This is a genomic window from Pedobacter sp. ok626 (assembly GCF_900100435.1).
Lineage (GTDB): Bacteria > Bacteroidota > Bacteroidia > Sphingobacteriales > Sphingobacteriaceae > Pedobacter.
This window is the reverse complement of record NZ_FNEX01000011.1, coordinates 198,758-220,151: the sequence shown is the minus strand read 5'-3', so window position 1 is coordinate 220,151 and position 21,394 is coordinate 198,758. Positions and strand designations below refer to the sequence as shown.

Below are 21,394 nucleotides of genomic sequence, written 5' to 3'. Positions count from 1 at the left end.
CGTTTTTTTTGAGATGGTACAAAATTACGCAAAATCTGCCTGATTTTTCTATTTCTTAAGTTTAATTGACACAGCAATACGTTCCCAAATCTCCTTAAGCAACAATCCGAATAACAAGAGCATCTGCAGCGGATGCAACAACACCTGCAATAAAGGATTCTGAGCAGTCAAAAAAGCAATCATCACCCTTGATAAGAAGATCAGGCCAATTGGAAGTACGATAAGCACAGGATTGAAATCAAATGATACTACAACTGGGCCAACGACAACCAACATTAAGTACATCAATGCTGCTAAACTACTATTCGAAAAATTCATTAACAAGCGCATCGAAAAGCTTGCCGTATCTTTTACATCAACAGTATGGTAAACAAATTTATTGGCCAGCAAAACTTCAGCTTTTAGCTGTTGTTGCTTTACTAATTTTACAATCTCTGCTGCTTCCAACGCTTTAGGATGCAATTTTTCGTGCCATCTATATTGTTTATATATCGCAGCATCAAAAAAAATACAATCATTACTACCAGCGGTAAATGCAGAAAGGGCACTCAACCTAACCAATCTTAAAGGAAGCAAATTCAACAACAGGAAGTCGTTTAAGGGGTAAATGCAATTCCCCATAAAGCTCGAAGCTTTATAAGTGGGTATTAAGCTTAAAACGGCGAGGTTAAATACTTTCATTCTGTACATGAGGTTATTGATTAAACCAAAATGCACTGTAGTACCCGGCGATAAGAATAAAAGATATTTGCCTGTTGTCTGATTGACCAATTCGGAGATGCTTTCCTGGCGCTGAACAAAGACCTCGGTATGCTCATACTCCTGCTCAGAAATAGAAGTTAACAGGTTTTCCACATCATGCTTAACTGTTGAAGCTAAGACAATGATCGAAACCTTGTCCGAAAAATGCTTACTGTAATACCCAAGCTTTGGGTTAGACAGAAAATTAAATAAAGTAACACAAAACCTGAGTACAAGAAAAACCAGGACTGCATACACAAATAATATCATACTGCATCTCCTGTTTCTAAATTAATTAGCTCAAATAAACCCGATCTTCCTCACCCTCAACATCCATCACCACATCAACATGTTCCTTTAAAACCGTTGCCATTTTCAGACCTACATAATCAGTAGCGATAGGAAATATTTTATGACTCCTGTCTACCAATACTACCGTTCTAATTTTTTTATGTGGTGTATTTAAAAACACACCTAAACCATAAGCCAGTGTTTTACCACTATTCAGTACATCATCAACAAGAATGATTACCTTATTTTTCCAATGAGATTCATCCAGATCAGTATTCGCAACCAACTTGCTATTCTTCCTGTCAAGATCAATTTTCAGCATGGTAATCTTCAAATCAGAGATTTTTGACAATACCTTTTTCAATCTCAGCGCCAGTTTATAGCCCCTGTCCCAGATTCCTGCCAGCACAATTTCCTTTTCCGTAAGATTATCTTCCAATATCTGATAAGCAATCCGGTTTATTTTCTGTTGTATCTGCTTTTTATCTAGAATGAGTAATTGAGATCCTGCCATTTTTCGCCTTATTTTATTGCTACAAAAAGAACGATTTTAAGATTCATATTCAAATATTTAAAAATATTTTCTGAACCATGAAACCTTTCTGCTTTAGCGTTGTCTAATCGATAGTTTTTTAGTAGTCCTTATCCATGTTTGCCCGGATAGGGATTTCTTTTTGTAAGCCAATGCTTACCCTTTGTTTTTATAAGGATAGTAAATAAAATTAGCACCTTCAGGTACAATCACAAATACACACATAAAATCCTCTGGTTTTTTATAGTTTCTCAAAAACAGCGCTTTTTTCTCAGGTGTAATGATTCCTTTTTCTACAAACTCCTCAAAAGTTGAGGCTTGAATAGTCCAGTCCGTACTCAATTCCTTTCTGTCCAAAATCACCTCTCCTATGCTCACCGTATGTTGATGCGCAACGAAAATAGGATTAGCAGAAATCCCTTCCACGATAATCTCTACTGCTACTTCCTTCAAAGCATCTGCATATAAGTCCAGATCTTTCTCTAAACTAATCAGTGGACTCTTTTTCTGCTCTTCTTTGCCACCCTCAGGCTGTTGTGGCATTAATTCTTCAATATCCATCTTTAAAAATCGCTTAAGCTAATTCCCTCTAAATTTTAACAATACTACGTTCTCTACATGTTGGGTGTGCGGAAACATGTCAACGGGCTTAATCCGTACAACTTCATATTTTTCTTTAAGCAAACTTAGGTCGCGTGCTTGTGTAGCCGCATTACAGCTTACATAAACAATTTTATCTGCTTCCATTTCTAACAAACGCGCTACTACATCAGCATGCATTCCAGCTCTAGGTGGATCTGTAATTACCACATCAGGCTTACCATGATCCGCAATAAACTCCCTTGTCAGGATATCTTTCATATCACCAGCATAGAAAATTGCATTGTCTATTCCATTTAGTTTAGAGTTAAACTTAGCATCTTCAATAGCTGTTGGTACATATTCAATTCCAACCACCTGTTTTACACTACGCGCAACAAAATTAGCAATCGTACCAGCACCAGTATAAAGATCATACACCAGTTCACCACCAGTAAAGCCTGCAAACTCTTTAGTAATCTTATATAGTTCATGCGCCTGATCAGAATTCGTCTGGTAAAAAGATTTGGCACCGATCTTAAACTTCAAACCATCCATATCTTCAAAAATATGGTCTCTGCCAGCATAAGTAATTACTTCCTGATCAAAAATGGTGTCGTTCTTCTTTTGATTTACAATATACAATAGAGAAGTAACTTCCGGGAAGTTGCCTTTCAAGTGCTCCATCAAGCCATCAATCTGCTCCTGCTCGGCATAAGCAAAAACCACTACGACCATAACCTCAGCTGTTGAAGAGGTACGGATAATCAGATTTCTCAAATTACCTTCATGGTTGCGTAGGTCATAGAAAGTAAGGCCCATTTTTAAAGCATAATCCCTAACCTCATTCCTAATGCTGTTAGATGGCTCAGCTTGTAAATAACAATGTTGAATATCAATTATTTTATCAAAACGCAATGGAACATGAAAACCTAAAGCATTCATTTCCATATTTGGATTAGGACCGTCCGTATCAAGCGCTTCCGCCCGCTCTACCATGTCCTCTTTGTTTAACCAGCGTTTATTAGAAAAAGTATACTCCAGTTTATTCCTGTAGTATTTATTCTCGGCCGAACCTAAAATTGGTTCCATACTGGCCGTATCTATTTTTGCGAGACGCTGTAATGCAGCCTCAACATTTTTATATTTAAACTTTAATTGAGCATCATACTCCATGTGCTGCCATTTACAGCCACCACAGGTACCAAAATACTGGCAAAAAGGATCAGTTCTTAATTCAGATTTTTTATGAAGCGTTTCAATAACCGCTTCCGCCAAATTCTTCTTCTTCTTTACAATACGAACGTCTGCGACATCGCCTGGCACAGCTCTTTCTACAAAAATAACCAGCTCATCAGCCTTTCCAACACCTTTACCCTCTTCGGCAATATCAATAATACTTACATCAGGAATGATGGTTATCGTTCCTGCTTTTCTATTTCTACTCATTATGCCGCAAATTTACAGGTTTTTTTTCAGACATACAGCTATCCGGCAGACATTTTGGAATGCCGCTACAGAAAGGAATCAGCTTGTTAAATCCTATCGGCCAAAGATTTTAAGTATAAACCCCAAAACACCTTCTACCAGATCGAATTTCATATCAAACTTCTCTTCTACCAATACAGAAATCTCTAAAACTTCTTTACTCATTGCTATAAATGACGATATATTCCAAATATACAGTCTTTTATACCAAATACCGAATTGGTCTACATTAAATTTATGTAAAGAAATCTACCGGTCTGAATGAGCCGGTAGCACTGATTATAAAGCAGCTTTAACTAAAAAAGGAAGTAATTCTTTCTGGAAACTAACAAAGTTCTTGCGTACATCAGAATCACTAACGGAGGTAAAGGCAAAAGAAAACACTATATTTTTACTCGCCTTCAATAGAAATGCCAATCCTTCCCTACGTGACGGATGGTTTTTAAAGTGATCAAGTTCAAGATAAGCAGAAAGCAATAACGACTCTAACTGATCAGACAAATGCTTTAAAAATTCCTGGGAGTTCGCGTTTTCGCGTACAAAATCCCAACCAATAAACTCATTACAGACCGTATAAGTCAACCTACAAGTTTTCATAACCAATGCCTTAAGGTGCTCTTCCTCGTCAGCAAACTGAGCTTTATTTTTTAAGATCTCGTGTAGGTTTAAATCCAGATAATCCATCAAAATGGCATCCAGAATTTGTTCCTTACTCTCAAAATACTTATAGATGGTTGCCTTGGCTATGCGCGCCTTCCTGGCTATTTCATTAACACTTGTTTTATGATAACCGTATTTTCTGAACAACTCCTTAGCAGCTCTAACGATGCTCTCTTTTATTTTCTCTGGTTCCATTAATTGGTTATGTGTAATGTTGTAAATCCTGACACAGCTGTATTATACCTTTTCAGTGACAACTTTGCCGGTGCCTTTGCCGGCCCCCCGTCCTCCAAAAAAAATTTCGCTCCTGAACATTTGTCTGTTACTGTAAAACTTGGTTCATCTAACGTTACAGCACATTTCTTTTCAGGATTGACGGTACTGCATCTATCATAAGCAACATAATTCCCACCAAGTGTTTTGTATATCACAATGCCCGCAACGCCATAATTATCGAAAGCGACTGCCCCACCACTACTACTTAACCTAATTAATTTGGGATCAGTTAATTGAAGAGTCAAATTAACCGGAACATTAGGGATCACCATACTTTCTTTACCGCATCCGGTCAACACCAAAATGAACAATAATATACCAGGGAAACTCCTCATTTATATCAATGAAGTTTTATATTGTTTTAAAAACCTTGCATCATTCTCCGAGAACAAACGCAGGTCTTTTATTTCAAATTTCAAATTTGCAATACGCTCTATACCCATTCCAAATGCAAATCCACTATACTTCTTACTGTCGATATTACAGTTTTCCAAAACGTTTGGATCAACCATACCGCAGCCTAAAATCTCAACCCAGCCACTGTATTTACACATCTGGCAGCCAGCACCTTTACATATGGTACAAGAAATATCCATCTCTGCAGATGGCTCTGTAAATGGAAAATAAGACGGACGGAAACGTACTTTTGTACCCTCTCCATATAACTCCTGTACAAAATAAAACAAGGTCTGTTTTAGATCAGCAAAAGATACATTCTCATCCACATATAAACCTTCTACCTGATGAAAAAAGCAATGTGCTCTCGCAGAAATTGCTTCATTCCGGTAAACACGTCCTGGCATAATTGCTCTGAACGGTGGTTTTCCAGCCTCCATCATTCTCACTTGTACTGAGGATGTATGTGTACGCAATGCGATATCACCATTTTCTCCACCCTTTTTAATGAAGAAAGTATCCTGCATATCACGTGCTGGATGTTCTTCAGGAAAGTTTAATGCGGAGAAATTATGCCAATCGTCTTCAATTTCCGGCCCTTCGGCCACCACAAAACCAAGTTTATTAAAAATCTCTATAATCTCTCTTCGTACCAAAGCCAAAGGATGACGAGAACCAACTTCAAAACCTTCACCCGGAAGTGTCAGGTCCATACCCGATTCTTTCGAAGTGTCTGCTACTTCAGTTTGGTCTTTAAGTGTTTGATATTTGGCCTCTGCCAACTGCTTAAATTCGTTCAAAACCTTACCCAGTGTTCTTTTCTCCTCTGGTGAAACAGCTTTAAATTCATCAAAAATATCTTTGATTATCCCTTTGGTCCCAAGGAATTTTATGCGGAATTGTTCTAATTCATCAGCATTATCCGTAGAAAAAGCATTAATTTCTTCGGTATATTGTGTTATCTTATCTTGTAACATAGGGTCAAATATACAGCAATTTCTATAATATTTTTATAAACACCGGGTTCAAAATCAACTTGCAAGATGTGCTAAGCAGGAAAATGAACCCGGTCTTACATTTTATATCACGCCTAATGCCTTACCTACCTTGGTAAATGCTGCAATTGCTTTATCTAAATGGTGCATCTCATGTGCCGCAGACAGCTGAACACGGATTCTGGCTTTACCTTGTCCAACTACTGGATAGTAAAAACCAATCACATAAATTCCTTCTTCCAACATTTTCGCCGCAAATTCCTGTGCCAATTTGGCATCATATAACATCACAGGTACAATTGGGTGTACACCTGGTTTAATATCAAACCCTGCATCCGTCATTTTTTCGCGGAAATACTTTGTATTGGCTTCCAGTTTATCTCTTAAATCAGTTGTTTCGCTTAACATATCCAATACAGCCACAGAAGCGCCTGCAATGGCAGGAGCCAAAGTATTAGAGAATAAATATGGACGAGAACGCTGACGCAACATATCAATAATTTCTTTTTTACCTGCTGTAAATCCACCTGAAGCACCGCCTAGCGCCTTACCTAAAGTACCTGTGATAATATCAACACGGTCCATTACATTAAAATGCTCATGTGTTCCACGACCCGTCTTTCCGATAAACCCGGTACAATGCGACTCATCGATCATCACCAAGGCTTCATATTTATCGGCAAGGTCACAGATCTGATCTAGTGGAGCGATTACTCCATCCATAGAAAATGCACCATCCGTAACAATGATACGATGTCTGCAATCTTTAGCGGCAATCAACTGACGCTCTAAATCAGCCATATCTGCATTTTTATATCTAAAACGTTGTGCCTTACACAAACGAACCCCATCAATAATTGAAGCATGATTCAATTCGTCAGATATAATTGCATCCTGATCGTTAAACAATGGTTCAAAAACACCGCCATTCGCATCAAATGCCGCAGCATATAAAATGGTGTCTTCAGTACCTAAAAATTTAGAGAGTTTTTCTTCCAATTCTTTATGTACATCCTGGGTACCGCAAATAAAGCGAACAGACGACATTCCATAGCCATATTTATCAATTGCTTTTTTAGCTGCCTCAATAACACGTGAATCAGAAGAAAGACCAAGGTAATTGTTTGCACAAAAGTTAACCACTTCCTGCCCTGTACTTACCTTTATATCTGCGCCCTGTGGCGTAACAATAATACGCTCACGTTTAAATAAACCATCTTTTTCTATTTGATCTAGTTCCTGCTTAAGAACTGGCTGTAATGTTTTATACATAATATATTTGTTATACCGCCAAAGTTATGCAATTCCCCTGTTCGGGTGGTAACCAAAAATCAGCTATGTTTAGAAATCGACGTGTATCCTGGCCCTGATACCTGACTTAGCCACATTTGGATGGTCAAGATAAGTAAAGCGTCTAACGTAGTCTATCCGCAGCAATTTGAAGATGTTTGAAAGACCAACACTGCCCTCCACATAAGGTGTTTTTCCCAATCCAAAAGAAGTTTGCATACCGTCCTTATCCGTAGCAAAGCGATAAAGATCAGGATCGTTTTCCGGTCTGTTCTTAGCCGAAATTCCACCATAAAGTATCTTCGCAGAAAATACCTCCCGAAGTTGTAACCTTTTAATTAATGGAATTTTGTTTAAGAGTAAACCATTCAGGGAATGATCAATATTGATATTGGCATATCTATCGCTCATAAACTCCATAAAATTCATCAAATTATAGGATTGAATCTGATAAGAATAGGTTTGATTCGCCTTATGGATAGACAAGAGCGGAAATGGAACCTTACCCAATATCATTCCACCTTCAAGAATGACATCAGAATAACCAAAAGGAGAAACATATACCCTTTTAAAGATATTCAAAGATAAATTTTGGTAAGTATAATCTCCACCTAAGAAACCTTTAATTGCCGCCGAAGCTCTAAATGTAAAAACAGGATGCCCATTTTTTATAGGACGACGAAAGCGTTTGCCCTGGAAAAACTGCTCTTTAGGAGCCCATCTAAACTCGGAGGTAAATTCCGATACCTGAAGATTATGTACCAGTGCTGCACCCGATTCAGGCTGAAAGATAAGTCCACCTGCTGGATTAAATTCCTGATTGCGATAACCCAGACGATAAGAAAGATTGTTTTCCATTTCTCGAAAGTACTCTCCAGACCATTTCCTTGTGTAAAGACGTTTATCATCAACCCCTCTTTTAAAAGATAACAAGAAATTGTCCTCTTCTATAAAACTAAAGTCCTGACCTGGAATCTGGGTTTCATAACTACTCTTTATCGTGATTGAATTTATGGGATACCTTAACACACCCTCTGGCTTAAAAGAATAAATAACCCCTACAGCGTGCTTCCACTGTTTATCCTTAGTTCCATAGGCAACTCCACCATCTACAACCCACTTATCGCTAAAGTCCTCATTTGTACGCGCACTCAACCGAAGCCTTGTTCCTTCAACATTGTTAAAGCTATAAAATGAAGTTACCGGTCCAATATCAATAGGCCCCCTCTTATTATAACCCGACATAACCAACGTCGAAAGACCAATAAAGCGTTTAAACTTTGGAGACTCTTTCAGGCTGTCAATATTTTTGTAAGCATTTAACTCCAAAGAGGATAAAGCTAAGGGTCGGCTAAAAGTATCCAATCTTTTCTTCCTGGACGAGAATGTTTTAGGCATAGGAAAAACAACTCCCTTATTGCCAATAGTATAATCAAAAGTCCCCACCGTACGTACCCCATAAAGGCTATGTTTACCTTTAAAGAGGCCTAAGTCCATTGCGGTTGTACTCTTAGCAATGTAATACTGCCCTTTTTTATCCCGCTTATAATCAACGCTAGCTTGAAAATCATTTACCCAATTGATATTGATCGCTTTGTTCAGGTAAAGGGTTACACTACTTACCGCATAATTACCATCAAGTGGGATCAGCATTTCACCCATGAAAAGCTGGTCCTGTTTACTTCGCGGACTAAAAGCAAGGCGAACGACATAAGGCTTTACATCCTTAATGGTATCGGTAATAAAGTACTTATAAAATTCAGGAGCAAGGGAGGATATCGGGCTTAAAAAGCGTTGACTACCAAGAGAAATATCATGATCGTAAATATCTACATGTTGATAGATATGGTTCAGGTACTCATCAATACCATCTTCATCAAATCCCTGATCAACCCGAGATTGCTTTTCATCCAGCACCACGGATTTGTCATCTACATGATCCTTAGTCTCCTGGCACAAGCTTAAGCGCTCCCGCATAAACAAAGGGATCAATGCCCGCCCCGGAAGTCTTACTGTATCGGCTGTTTTAAGCAAAAAAGGAAATTTGCGTAGAAACGAAGAAGTAGGAATCTCCGCAGCACCCATATTCAATGACATATTCAATTTTTCATACAACTTAAAAACCACGGTGCTATCCTGCTTATTCCTGTTTTTATCTCTATGATCGATAATATGTTTGATCAGTTCAACAGCTTCATTATTCTTATTGCGATACCTTGGCCTTTTAGCGGCAACAATACTTACGCCATCCAGATCATTGCGAAGCTCTTCCAGTTCTATGTTTACATATGGAGATTCTTTTTCAGACAATGTAAAATGATGCTTTTTATAACCAATTGCAGAAAAAACAAGCCCTTTTATCGTTTTACTAATGCGAATCTGAAAAAAACCTTCCTTATCAGAAACCGTACCCCCACTTACACCTGCAAATGAAATGGAAACAGAAGGGATCGGTTGTTTTGTATGCTTATCCTTAATTACACCTTTAATGGTAGTTTGGCCAAAAGAAGGCAAAGAAAACAGCAGTATCAAAAGACCCACACTAGATAATAACTTACTCAAAGATTGCAAGGGAAAGAGGTGTAAAAGGTTAAAAGGAATCGCGTTGAGAACAATACGACAAAAAATTATCATGTGAGAAAACATAGAGTTTACGCAATTGGGCTTATTAGATAAGTCTCAAAGATAAGTACGTTTTTTCATTTCTTCCGTAGAAGTCTGATAAAATGCAGATTTCAAGTCAAATATACCTATAAGTAGGTAGGCAAAAATGGGCCAAACATTACCCCTATATCTTTATATCAAGCATTTTAGCTATCTTACCTCAAGATTAAAAAAATTGCCGGTTAACAAATTAAAACAATGCGCGCTCGCGTGCGTTGTAAATTATAATCATACTTGCCTACCTATTGATGAAGCAGATCTTCTTTACCTTATTCCTTTTCCTTAGCTTACTTAACAGTTCAGCACAGCAATTTAAACTCAGTGGCCGCATTCAAGACCCTGAGGGTAATCCAGTCTCTTTCGCATCGGTATTTATTAAGAGTACAACAAAGGGCACGGCTGCGAACATCGACGGCCAATATTCCTTCTCGATTGAACAGGGTACTCATACCATCATGTACAAAGCCATTGGCTATAAACCAATAGAAAAAGAATTAACCATCAGCGCTAACACTTCTCAAGATATCACACTTAGCCCTGAGACTTTCACACTTTCTGGTGTAACCATTAATTCAAACGCTGAAGATCCTGCTTATGAGATCATCAGACAGGCCATAAAAGCAAGAAAGAAACACCTGAACGAGGTCAACGCCTATACCTGCAATGTCTATATCAAAGGTGTACAAAAACTCGTTGGAGCTCCAAAAAAGATATTTGGAAAGGATGTACAAAAGATACTGGATTTGGATACGAACAGAAAAGGCATCTTATATCTTTCAGAATCCACCTCTACTTTTGCTTATCAACGCCCCGATCAAATTCATGAGGAAATGATTTCTTCAAAAACCGCTGGTACGAATAAAACTTTTAGCTTTAACAAGGCTTCAGACCTGATCATCAATTTCTATGACAACATTCTATTAGAAAGTAAATTAAGCACCCGGGGCTTTGTATCTCCAATCGCCGACAATGCCCTACGTTACTATCAATACAAACTTTTAGGCGTAAGTATGGATGATGGCGTGCTGATCAACAAAATCGAAGTCATTCCCCGTGGTGCCCACGATCCTGTATTTAGAGGAGTTATATATATTAGGGACGACAGCTGGCATCTGGTTAACGTAGATCTTTACCTTACCAAAAACACAGGCATTAATTTGCTCGACACCCTGAACATCTCCCAACAGTTTTTAAAAACAGGCAGTACTTTTATGCCCTCTAATATTAATTTTCAATTCAACGGAAATATATTGGGCTTTAAATTTGAAGGCTATTACATTGGTGTTTACAGCAATTACAATCTACAGCCCAACTTCCCAAAACACTTTTTCAATGGTGAAATTCTGAATATCAATAAGGCCGTAAACAAAAAAGACTCATTATTCTGGTTAAATAACCGTCCGATTCCACTTACCGCCGAAGAAAGCAGAAATTACGTCAGAAAAGACAGTATTGCAGCCATAAAAAATTCAAGTCATTACCTCGATTCTCTGGAAAAAGCAAACAACAGGATAGGCCCATTTTCCCTTGTCATATTTGGACAAACCATTAACAAATACCGTAGAAAAGCGCATTATACGTTCGATCCACTTACCAACTCTATATTTTACAACACAGTAGAGGGCTTAACCCTAAAACCTGCTGTAGTTTATAAAAAAGACCTCGAAGATCAACGTAATTACACTGTTCGAGCAGAAGCCAGGTACGGGTTTTCAAATAAAACATTTACCGGAAACCTAACCGGCACCTACCTTTACAACCCCTTAAAAAGAGCAAACATTAGCATTAGCGCAGGATCTGGCATATATGACCTAAACAATTATGGTTCGATGACGCTCTACAGCAACTCTCTCAACTCTTTGCTTTTTGAGACCAACTATTCCAAGTTTTATAAAAAAGAATTTGCCAGCATAGGAACCACAAGGGAGCTGACTAATGGATTGCTGGCACACCTAAGTGCGGACTACACCCGCAACACCAACCTCTTTAATAGCACCAACTACAAATTCGATGACTTTAAGGGAGAACAGTTTACCTCCAACAATCCCTTTACGCCAACGATGGAGACACCATTGTTCCCAACTTATAAGGCCTTAACTTTAAAAGCATCCCTAAATTACACCATCAAGCAGCAATACATTACCCATCCTGATGGTCGGATTTACCAGCCTGCAAAATACCCTATAATTGATCTTTCGTATAGAAAAGGTATAAAAAACGCACTAAGCAGTGATGTTGATTATGATCTCATTTCAGTGGAAGTCATGCAGGAGAAAGTAAGGTTTGGCCTGTGGGGGTATTCCTCTGTTTCGTTAGAAGCGGGAAAATTCCTAAACAACAACCAGATCTATTATCCCGAAGCCAAACACTTCAGGGGCAATAACGCGTTGTTCTCTCTACCCGAACTAAGAAAATTCCTTTTCCTTGATTTTTACCTATTCAGTACTGATAGAGAATACATAGAGGCACATTTTGAGCATAACTTTTCCGGCAGGTTCAGCAACAAGGTTCCATTCCTACGTAAATTAAAACTGGAAGAGTTAATTGGCGCCAGCTATTTAAGCCAGCCTATCAAAAAAGATTACTCGGAATTCTACTTCGGTGTTCAGCGTTTAATATTCAGAGCCGTTTATGGTTTTGCTTTCGACGGCAGTAGCAGAGTACAGCACGGTTTTAGACTTTCTTACGGATTTTAGTCTAGGTCATTCAGCTTGAACTTGCTAGTAAAGCATACAAAAAAGGGATGTATCGTAACGAAACATCCCTTTTTAAGCTTTAAACTTCCTCTTATTTAATCGCCATTTTTTTGCGTAAATCAGATGGAATTCCATTCTTGTTCAACAGGAAGGCTGTTGTTTTGTACTGTACAAAGTTTTTAGTTACATACAAATATCCTTTGTAATCGTTAGTTGCACCCCATGAGTTTTTAACGATATAATATTCTTTACCTGACTGATCTTTTGCAATACCAGTGATTTGCATACCGTGATCATCAGTAGTTTCATAGTCATCAAAAGCAGCTTGACGTAATTCTACAGTAATTTCTTTCTCTGGTTTTGGACCATTAAACATTGCTTTTTTCTCATCAATGCTCATGCTTTCAAAATCTTTTGCAGGCACATAAGCCACACCATTTTTCCAGCTAAAACCTTTTTCACTTACATCTGTAGCCCAGGCAACTGTAAATCCTTTTTTCAAAGCATTATCAATAATGGTAGTGATGTCAGTCATTGGCACATTGTAAACCTGATCAAATGACCAGTTATCAGGCACCATCAGTACAGCTTTCTCATAATAAGGGCTGGTGGTGAACGATGAAAGTTCAACATAATCAGCTGGATTTATTCCAACAACCTCTTTAGCAAAAGTTTTAGGAGTATACTCTTTTCCTTCGTAAGTAAATTTCTCAGGAACAGCACCCATGCAAGAATCGATAGTTGCAATATATCTTGCTTTCCATGTTGGATCAAATTTACCAGAAACTGCTTTCTTTAAAATTGCTTCAGTTAACTTGTTCATTCTATCTGAAGAACCTGGGCTTCCATAATCATTACCACTATAAGCTTCTTGAGGTAAAGCACCATACTTAGCTAGCATATTGGTTACATCATGACAAGCACCACCATCACCTAAAGTCAAAGCGCCGTGCATACGTACATAGTTAATACCTTTTTCGATGTAAGCATTACGAGCAGTAAACAAGTCAGCCAAATCAACTGTTTTTTTTCCCATACGAATCATTTCTGACTCAAGGAATGAGTTGGTGCTATAACTCCAGCAAGTACCCGATGATTTTTGGTTCTTTACAGATGTAGCTTCTGCATTTACTACCGGAGTAAAAGTGAAACTGCTTGTACTGTTAGCACTTTGGTTATTTTTTAGTGAATTAACAAGATTGTCTTGTGCAAAACCAACGGTAGTACCAAGCAAAAGCCCAGCTGACAACCACAATGGCTTCATTGAAAATTTAGTCATTTTATGTTTAAAAGTTAGTTAGTATACGTTCTAATTGATTACCGACGCAAACTTAGTAATTATCCAACACAAATTAAGTGCAGGTTAGCTGCATACCACTTAATTTGTTACAATGGAGCGGTTACCCTTCACTTTAAATCGTTCCCCTCCTATCCGCAACCCAATAAAACGGTCTACTATTCCGCCCTGCTTGAAACAAAAAATACCTTCTCCGACAAGGCCTCAGGCGCTTTAAGCTCCCCTTCAGGAGCCTTAAAGATGCCAGACTTGGAGGAGAACGGTTTTTTTTGCATTTTTGCAACGCATTAAACGCCATTTGCACCGGTATCAATGAATTATGAATAAATTCCAGACATTACTTTACTATTGCTATAGTCACATAGCAAACGCAGAACAATTCGCGGACGATCACTTAAAATTCTGTAAATCCATAGGTCTTGTTGGCCGAATCATCGTCGCCGATGAGGGGTTAAACGGTACCGTTTCAGGAACAAAAGAAGCCTGTGATGCCTATATGGCAGCCATCAACGCAGATGAACGTTTTGCAAAAACTGAATTCAAAATCGACGATGTGGAAGAACCCTCTTTCATTAAAATGCATTGTCGTTATAAATCAGAAATTGTTCACTCCGGCTTAAGAGATCCGAACATCATTGATCCGAACAAACAGACTGGGAAGCACCTGGAGCCCGTAGAATTTCAGAAAATGATTGATCAGGAAGATGTAATCATCCTTGATGTCCGTTCAAATTACGAGCATAATCTTGGCAGATTTAAAAACGCCATCACCCTCGACATCGAAAATTTCAGGGAATTCCCGGATAAGATAAATGAGCTTGCTCAATACAAAGACAAAAAAGTACTAACCTACTGCACAGGTGGTATCAAATGCGAAAAAGCATCTGCATTACTGTTGCACCATGGATTTAATGATGTATACCAACTTCATGGCGGGATCATTAAATACGGAAAAGAAGCAGGTGGAGAGGATTTTGAAGGTAAATGTTATGTATTTGACAGCCGCATTGCTGTTGACGTGAACTCTGTTAATCCATCTGTAGTATCCACATGTTATAACTGTGGCAAAATAACGCCTAAAATGATCAATTGTGCCAATCCAGAGTGCAATGAGCATGTAACACAATGTGACGAATGTGGAGATGAGTTACAAGGCTGTTGTTCGGTACCCTGCACCACCAATCCGCGTAAGCGTAAATACGATGGAACAGGATATTATGTAAAAGTACCTCAACCAGTAAACGTATCGGCCAAATAACTATCTTAGCTCTTCATGAAACGAAGAAGCCTAACATACTTTTTACTTTATCTTATTATATTCCTGCCTTTTTATGCAGCAGCTGATGATGTAAAAAATATTGGGGTTCCTTATGTGCAAAATTTCCCCAAATCCGTTTACTTATCTGGCAATCAAAACTGGTCTATAGCAAAAGACAAGGCCGGCATTATGTATTTTGGAAATGCCCAGGGACTTTTAAGCTATGATGGAAAATATTGGCAACAATACAAAATGCCAAACCAACAAATTGTGCGGTCGGTAGCAACAGGTAATGACGGTGTAATTTATGTAGGTAGTTTTGGTGAGTTTGGCTATTGGCGGGTAATTGATAAGCGTTTAAAATACTTTTCGTTAATCAACCTTATCCCCAAGCAACACAAAATGACCGATGAGATATGGAAGATCTATGTTGACGATAAAAGAATTATCTTCCAATCGTTCACTACTATATACATCTATGAGCATAGCAAAATCAGTGTGATTAAAAGCACAGGTTCATTTTTGTTTTTGCACAAAGTTGATAAGCGTTTCATTGTCGAAGAGCTCGGCAAAGGGCTGTTTGAGTTGAAAGGCCATGAATTGGCTCCTTTAAACAATATAGGATTACCTTTACCGGAAAGTATATTATCAATACTCCCTTACAAAAATGGACAGTTACTGATAGGAACCAGTAAAGCCGGGCTTTTTTTATATGATGGTCAGCGATACACTCCTTTCAAAACTGCAGCTAATCCCTTTTTACAGACATACCAGCTCAATAATGGAGCTCGAGTATTGGGCAAATATTATGCCTACGGCACTATCTTAAACGGCCTTATTATTATTGACGAGGATGGTAATATTGTACAGCAAATTAATAAATCAAGCGGCCTTCAAAACAACACGGTATTAAGCATTTATGCAGATAACGAACAAAATTTATGGACAGGACTGGATAACGGGATCGACAGGATAGAACTAAATTCTCCCCTTTATTTCTATTTTGATAAAACGGGCATGTTTGGCACAGTTTATTCCAGCCTGATCTACAATAATAAAATATATCTAGGCACCAATCAGGGCCTATTTTCCAGTCCATGGATAGGTGGAAAGGGACAAGATTTTAAGCCCTTTAATTTTAAGCTTATTCCACAGTCACAGGGCCAGGTATGGGACTTGAGCTTAATTGATGGACAATTACTATGTGGTCATAACGATGGCACCTTCAGCGTAAAAGATAACAATATAGAAAAGGTCTCCAGCATAAGCGGAGGCTGGACCATAAAAAAACTAAATGACGAATACCTGATTCAAGGTACATACACAGGTCTTGTCCTTTATAAAAAAGAGGCCGGGCAATGGAAATATTTTTATAAAATTGAAAACTTCAAAGAACCTTCCAGATATATAGAAAAAGATTCCAAAGGAGACATTTGGGTAAGTCATGCTTATAGAGGGCTTTATAAACTGAGCCTTAGTCCCGATTTTAAAAAAGTAATCAACGTTAAATATTACGATGAACGTAACGGCTTACCCAGCAGTTACAATGTTAATCTGTTTACACTAGAGAACAAACTGCTTTATTCTTCTGATAAAGGCTTTTTAACTTTTGACGAGATCAGCAATCGCTTTACCACCTATGAAATTCTGAATAAGTATATTGGTTCCTTTGCCCATTCCAATAAGGTCATTAATGCGGGCGAGAAAAAATATTGGTTTATTAACCACGGTAAAATGGCCCTCATCAATTTTGCTCAGCCTGGCAAGATCGATATAGACTCCAACCGTTTTAGTATACTGGATGGACGGATGGTTCAATATTATGAGAATATCAGCAAAATCAGCAACCAGATTTACCTCATCAGCGTGGATGATGGTTTTGTGATATACAATGCAAATGAACCCCAAACGAGCAAAAAAATCAGCCTGCCATCGGTATTGATCAGAAAGATAGAGGATATTACAGATACCTACTCCACTATAAGCGAAGTAGGTAACAGCAAATCAGCAATAGAAATCCCTTTCAGTCGAAATAATATACGAGTCTCTTATGCACTACCCTATTATAGACAAGCCAACATCAAATTCCAGTATTTCCTTGAAGGTTATTCCAAGCAATGGTCGGATTGGAGCAGCGCTTCCCAGAAAGACTTCACCAACTTAAACCATGGGAATTACAAGTTTCTGGTCCGGGCGAAAATAAATGATCAGACCTTAAGTGGGACTACCGCTTTTGAGTTTACTGTGCTTCCCCCCTTTTATGCCAGCAAGTGGGCATTTGGTTTCTACCTGATTTTGCTGATTATATTCTTATATATCGGCAAGAAATTATATGAGAAAAAATTACTTAGAGATCAACAGGCAATTACAGCAAAACTTCAAGCTGAAAAAGAAATATTCCTAAAGAAAGAAGCTGAAACCACTGAAAAACAAATCATAAAATTACAGACAGAAAAACTACATGCGGAACTTGCCGGAAAAAGCAGGGAACTAGCAAATTCTGCCATGAGCCTGGTTTACAAAAATGAGCTACTCAAAAAAATCAGCGAAGAAATTTTGAAGCTTAAAGACGAGCACGGAAAGACGCTTTCGGAAGATCAATTGAGGAGAATTCAGAAAGTCATTGACGAGGGCATGAATGATGATCGGGACTGGAATTTATTTGAGAATAGTTTTAATGAAGCGCATGAAAATTTCTTCAAAAAACTTAAAGCCAATCACCCAGACCTGGTACCCAATGACCTAAAACTTTGCGCCTATTTACATATGAATATGAGTAGCAAAGAGCTGGCGTCTTTATTAAACATTTCCCTTCGAGGAGTGGAGATCAGAAGGTATAGGCTAAGAAAAAAACTGAATGTACCACACGATAAAAACCTTGTAGAGTTCCTTATGGAGTTATAAGCACTACTACATTACCTCTCATAACTCAAAAAAACGCCCCCAGACCAAACCTTTTTAATTCCATCGTTGTAGTATATAACTCAATGGGGTTTAATCCACAACAACCCTGTTTTCCGCATTAAAATCGGTGATTCTCCGCCTCGATGAGATAGCCTTTTTTAATAAATGATGTAATAATGTTGAGGTTGCAAAACTTGTTATAACCAATAATCTAATGGAGTTTTAACTATCAAATATTAACCAAAAACTTAAACGAGTATGAAAAGATTTTTTACAAAACTCTCTGTTTTAAGTACACTTTGTTTGTTTTTTACCAATGCAGCCTTTTCACAGGACATCACTGTTAAGGGCACTGTTACAGATGGTCTGGACAAGACCACTGTACCATCAGTAAGCGTTACCGTAAAAGGCACAACTAAAGGAGTACAAACAGATGTTAACGGAAACTATTCCATTAACACATCGGCCAATAGTACCCTGGTATTTACCTATATTGGTTATGTAACCCAGGAAGTCCTAATTAACGGACAACAAACAATCAATGTAGTATTAACTCCTTCCTCACAGCAACTGGAGCAGGTTGTAGTAGTCGGCTATGGAACCCAGCGTAAATTAGACGTAACGGGTGCTGTAGCCAGTTTAAAAGGATCAGAAATATCAAAACAGGCATCTACAAATCCTATAGGGGCATTGCAAGGTAAAATTGCCGGGGTATCCATAACCAGTACAGGTACGCCAGGAGCTTCACCTCAGATTCGCATCCGTGGGTTAGGAACAATATTCGGAAACCAAGCTCCTTTATATGTGGTAGATGGGGTATGGTATAACGACATCAACTTTTTGAATCCAAATGACATTGAGAACATGAGCATTTTAAAGGATGCTTCTGCACAGTCTATTTATGGTATCCGAGCTGCAAATGGAGTGGTATTAATTACGACAAAGAAAGGAAAATTGGGCACTCCAACAACGATCAACTATGATGCCTATGCCGGTTTTCAGAAAGTAACCAATAAGGTTAAAATGGCGAATGCTCAAGAATACGGAATTTTTACAAATGAACTTGCCGGACTAAACGGCGGAACCCCTGTGTTCAGTAATACCGATAATTTGGGTGTAGGAACGGATTGGTATGATCAGACCCTTCGCAATGCATTTGTAACAAACCATAATGTTTCGATAGCTGGAGGAACAGACAAATCTACCTACAACATCTCATTGGGTTATCTTGATCAAGATGGAATTATCAAAACCAACAACTACAAGAGGTATACAGCCCGCGTATCCAATGATATACAACTGTCAAAAAGCTTTAAGGTGGGTTACAACATTACCGGGGTTTCTAGTAAATCCAAAGATGTTCCAACAACGATCTATCATCAAATATATTCTGCTTCACCTTCTATACCTGTATTTAATGCAGATGGTTCATACGGAGATCCTACTAGCCAAGGTCTTGGAGATGGTGCTAATTTTAACCCTCAGGCCAGTCTTGATTTTTTCAATCAACAGACCAAGCAATACAGAGTTACAGGTAATGTTTTCGCAGAATTGAAATTTGCAGAACATTTTACTTTTAAATCCAGCTTTGGTGGAGAGTTCGGTCAACTAGAAAATCGAAAATATGGTCCAAAATATTATGCTACTTATGCACAGAAAAGTGATGTAAGTATCCTTGATCTCAAACGTGTTGAAACCAGAAACTGGATCATTGAAAATACGCTGACTTATGAGAATACATTTAACAAAGATCACAACATTACTGTACTACTCGGTCAATCTGCCCAAAGTAACAAAGCTTATACTTTAAATGCTTCAGCACAAAATGTACCGTTTACTAGTGATGCAGACCTATATCTTAATTTGGGCGATGCGGCCACAAGGACTGCAGCAGACGAGGGTTCACTCATCAAATTCGCTTCTTATTTTGCAAGGGCAAATTATTCGTTCAAGAATAAATATCTGCTGAATGCCTCTATTCGTACCGATGGTGCTTCACAATTTTTTGGCAGCAACGAAACCTGGGGATATTTCCCTTCAGTTGGTGCTGGTTGGGTAATCACTAATGAAGATTTCATGAAAAATCAAACTGTGTTCAGCTCATTGAAGTTAAGAGGAAGCTGGGGTATTATTGGAAATGCAAACGTACCGATTAATCCTTCACAACAGTTAGTGGGCCAGACAGGCAATCTAGTTGCCATATTTAACAACATTCCTTTTACCGGTAAAAGTGTGAATACCCTTATCCCACCTGCCATTGTTTGGGAAAAGGGAATTGGTACGAACATTGGCTTTGAGGCTGCCTTCCTAACAAACAGGTTAACTGTTGAGGCAGATTTTTATAACAGAAAAACTTCAAGGGCAATTTTTAAGATCCCTGTATTGGGATCATTGGGCACCGTAGACAATCAATTACTAGGCAACCAGGCCGACATTCAGAACAGGGGGGTGGAGTTGTCTGCAGCATGGACAAATACAACTGAAGGAGGCTTAACTTACTCAGTAGGTGGCAATATCAGCTACAATGCCAATAAAGTAATAAATGTACTTTCAGGCGAAATACCTATTTTCTCTGGCAGCACAGGTATTACCAACGGCGCATTCGCTACAAGAACTATTGTTGGAGATCCTATAGGCTTATTTTATGGATACAAAGTTGCGGGCATTTTTCAGAATGCAACAGATGTAGCCAATTCACCTACTCAGGCAAGTGCTGCTCCTGGAGGTTTTAAATATCAAGATCTGAATGGCGATGGAAAAATTACTTCTGCCGACAGAACCGTAATTGGTGACCCTAATCCTAAATACACATATGGGGTTAACACCAACTTTGCTTACAAAAATTTCGACCTTGCTTTGGATTTCCAAGGTGTGGCAGGTGTAGACATATATAATGCTAATCTGGCCAATCGCTTCGGAAACGAGAACATCAGCAAAGACCTTTTTGATAACAGATGGCATGGAGAAGGTACTTCAAACACCTACCCTTCAGCAAACATAGGCGCCTCAGCCAATGCAGCGCCTAACTCATTTTATGTATCCAGCGGATCATATTTCAGAGTAAGAAATGCACAACTGGGTTATACCCTGCCTTCAGGTATTTTAAATAAATGGAAGATCAAAAAGGTAAGAATCTATGCCAATGCTCAAAATGCAATTAACATTTTTGGTTACAAAGGGTTCAGTCCTGAAGTAGGCCCGATACCAACTGACAATGCAGAAAAGATTAAAGCAGACAGACCAAACACTGCCTTAAATGCAGGATTGGATGCTAATGTTTATCCTTTATTTGCTACCTACAATTTCGGAATTAACCTTACTTTTTAA

General features: G+C 38.4%; 15 protein-coding genes. 4 read left to right on the top strand and 11 right to left on the bottom strand.

The annotated features are described in order from the left end of the window. Positions 1–48: 48 nt before the first annotated feature. The 10 genes from BLS35_RS16330 to BLS35_RS16285 all read right to left on the bottom strand — a co-directional run bounded on the left by BLS35_RS16330 (position 49) and on the right by BLS35_RS16285 (position 9,810). Entirely contained in the window at positions 49–1,011 is a 963-nt protein-coding gene (locus BLS35_RS16330) for a hypothetical protein (protein ID WP_090782989.1), read from the bottom strand. Positions 1,012–1,036: 25 nt separating this feature from the next. Continuing rightward, a complete protein-coding gene (locus tag BLS35_RS16325) occupies positions 1,037–1,546 on the bottom strand; it encodes a phosphoribosyltransferase family protein (protein WP_090782987.1) in 510 nt (169 codons plus the stop codon). 174 nt (positions 1,547–1,720) lie between these two features. Next, positions 1,721–2,125: a hypothetical protein gene (locus tag BLS35_RS16320; protein ID WP_090782985.1), complete on the bottom strand. Its 405-nt coding sequence runs from the start codon at positions 2,123–2,125 to the stop codon at positions 1,721–1,723. A gap of 18 nt (positions 2,126–2,143) precedes the next feature. Further along, positions 2,144–3,592 (bottom strand): 23S rRNA (uracil(1939)-C(5))-methyltransferase RlmD, encoded by a 1,449-nt coding sequence (gene rlmD / locus BLS35_RS16315; protein ID WP_090782983.1) that lies wholly within the window; start codon positions 3,590–3,592, stop codon positions 2,144–2,146. A 93-nt stretch (positions 3,593–3,685) separates the two neighbouring features. Next, positions 3,686–3,796 carry a phenylalanyl-tRNA synthetase subunit alpha gene (locus tag BLS35_RS16310; RefSeq protein WP_090782981.1) on the bottom strand — a complete coding sequence of 37 codons (111 nt, stop codon included), beginning with the start codon at positions 3,794–3,796 and terminating at the stop codon, positions 3,686–3,688. A 114-nt stretch (positions 3,797–3,910) separates the two neighbouring features. Then, entirely contained in the window at positions 3,911–4,486 is a 576-nt protein-coding gene (locus BLS35_RS16305; protein ID WP_084289076.1) for a TetR/AcrR family transcriptional regulator, read from the bottom strand. Continuing rightward, the gene (locus tag BLS35_RS16300; RefSeq protein ID WP_090782979.1) at positions 4,486–4,902 is read right to left on the bottom strand and encodes a Rieske (2Fe-2S) protein; all 417 of its coding nucleotides are present in this window, start codon (positions 4,900–4,902) and stop codon (positions 4,486–4,488) included. The genes BLS35_RS16305 and BLS35_RS16300 overlap by 1 nt, the downstream gene beginning before the upstream one ends. Beyond that, positions 4,903–5,940 (bottom strand): phenylalanine--tRNA ligase subunit alpha, encoded by a 1,038-nt coding sequence (gene pheS / locus BLS35_RS16295; RefSeq protein ID WP_090782977.1) that lies wholly within the window; start codon positions 5,938–5,940, stop codon positions 4,903–4,905. 102 nt (positions 5,941–6,042) lie between these two features. Continuing rightward, positions 6,043–7,230, bottom strand: a complete 1,188-nt coding sequence (gene kbl, locus BLS35_RS16290; protein WP_090782975.1) for a glycine C-acetyltransferase — start codon at positions 7,228–7,230, stop codon at positions 6,043–6,045. Between the two features lie 69 nt (positions 7,231–7,299). Further along, complete coding sequence (locus BLS35_RS16285; protein ID WP_165973329.1) at positions 7,300–9,810, bottom strand: DUF5686 and carboxypeptidase-like regulatory domain-containing protein; 2,511 nt, start codon at positions 9,808–9,810, stop codon at positions 7,300–7,302. Positions 9,811–10,160: 350 nt separating this feature from the next. Here BLS35_RS16285 and BLS35_RS16280 point away from each other — a divergent pair, with 350 nt between their 5' ends. Further along, a complete protein-coding gene (locus tag BLS35_RS16280) occupies positions 10,161–12,608 on the top strand; it encodes a DUF5686 and carboxypeptidase regulatory-like domain-containing protein (RefSeq protein ID WP_090782971.1) in 2,448 nt (815 codons plus the stop codon). A gap of 91 nt (positions 12,609–12,699) precedes the next feature. On the opposite strand, the gene BLS35_RS16275 is transcribed toward BLS35_RS16280, so the two are convergent. Next, complete coding sequence (locus tag BLS35_RS16275) at positions 12,700–13,887, bottom strand: C1 family peptidase (RefSeq protein WP_090782969.1); 1,188 nt, start codon at positions 13,885–13,887, stop codon at positions 12,700–12,702. Between the two features lie 337 nt (positions 13,888–14,224). On the opposite strand from BLS35_RS16275, the gene BLS35_RS16270 reads away from it, so the two are divergent. From BLS35_RS16270 to BLS35_RS16260, 3 genes are all read left to right on the top strand, one after another. Beyond that, positions 14,225–15,163, top strand: coding sequence for an oxygen-dependent tRNA uridine(34) hydroxylase TrhO (locus tag BLS35_RS16270; RefSeq protein ID WP_090782967.1), 939 nt, complete (start codon positions 14,225–14,227; stop codon positions 15,161–15,163). Positions 15,164–15,178: 15 nt separating this feature from the next. Further along, positions 15,179–18,067 (top strand): ligand-binding sensor domain-containing protein, encoded by a 2,889-nt coding sequence (locus BLS35_RS16265; protein ID WP_090782965.1) that lies wholly within the window; start codon positions 15,179–15,181, stop codon positions 18,065–18,067. Positions 18,068–18,325: 258 nt separating this feature from the next. Beyond that, on the top strand, positions 18,326–21,394 hold the full coding sequence (locus BLS35_RS16260) for a SusC/RagA family TonB-linked outer membrane protein (RefSeq protein ID WP_090782961.1): 3,069 nt from the start codon (positions 18,326–18,328) through the stop codon (positions 21,392–21,394).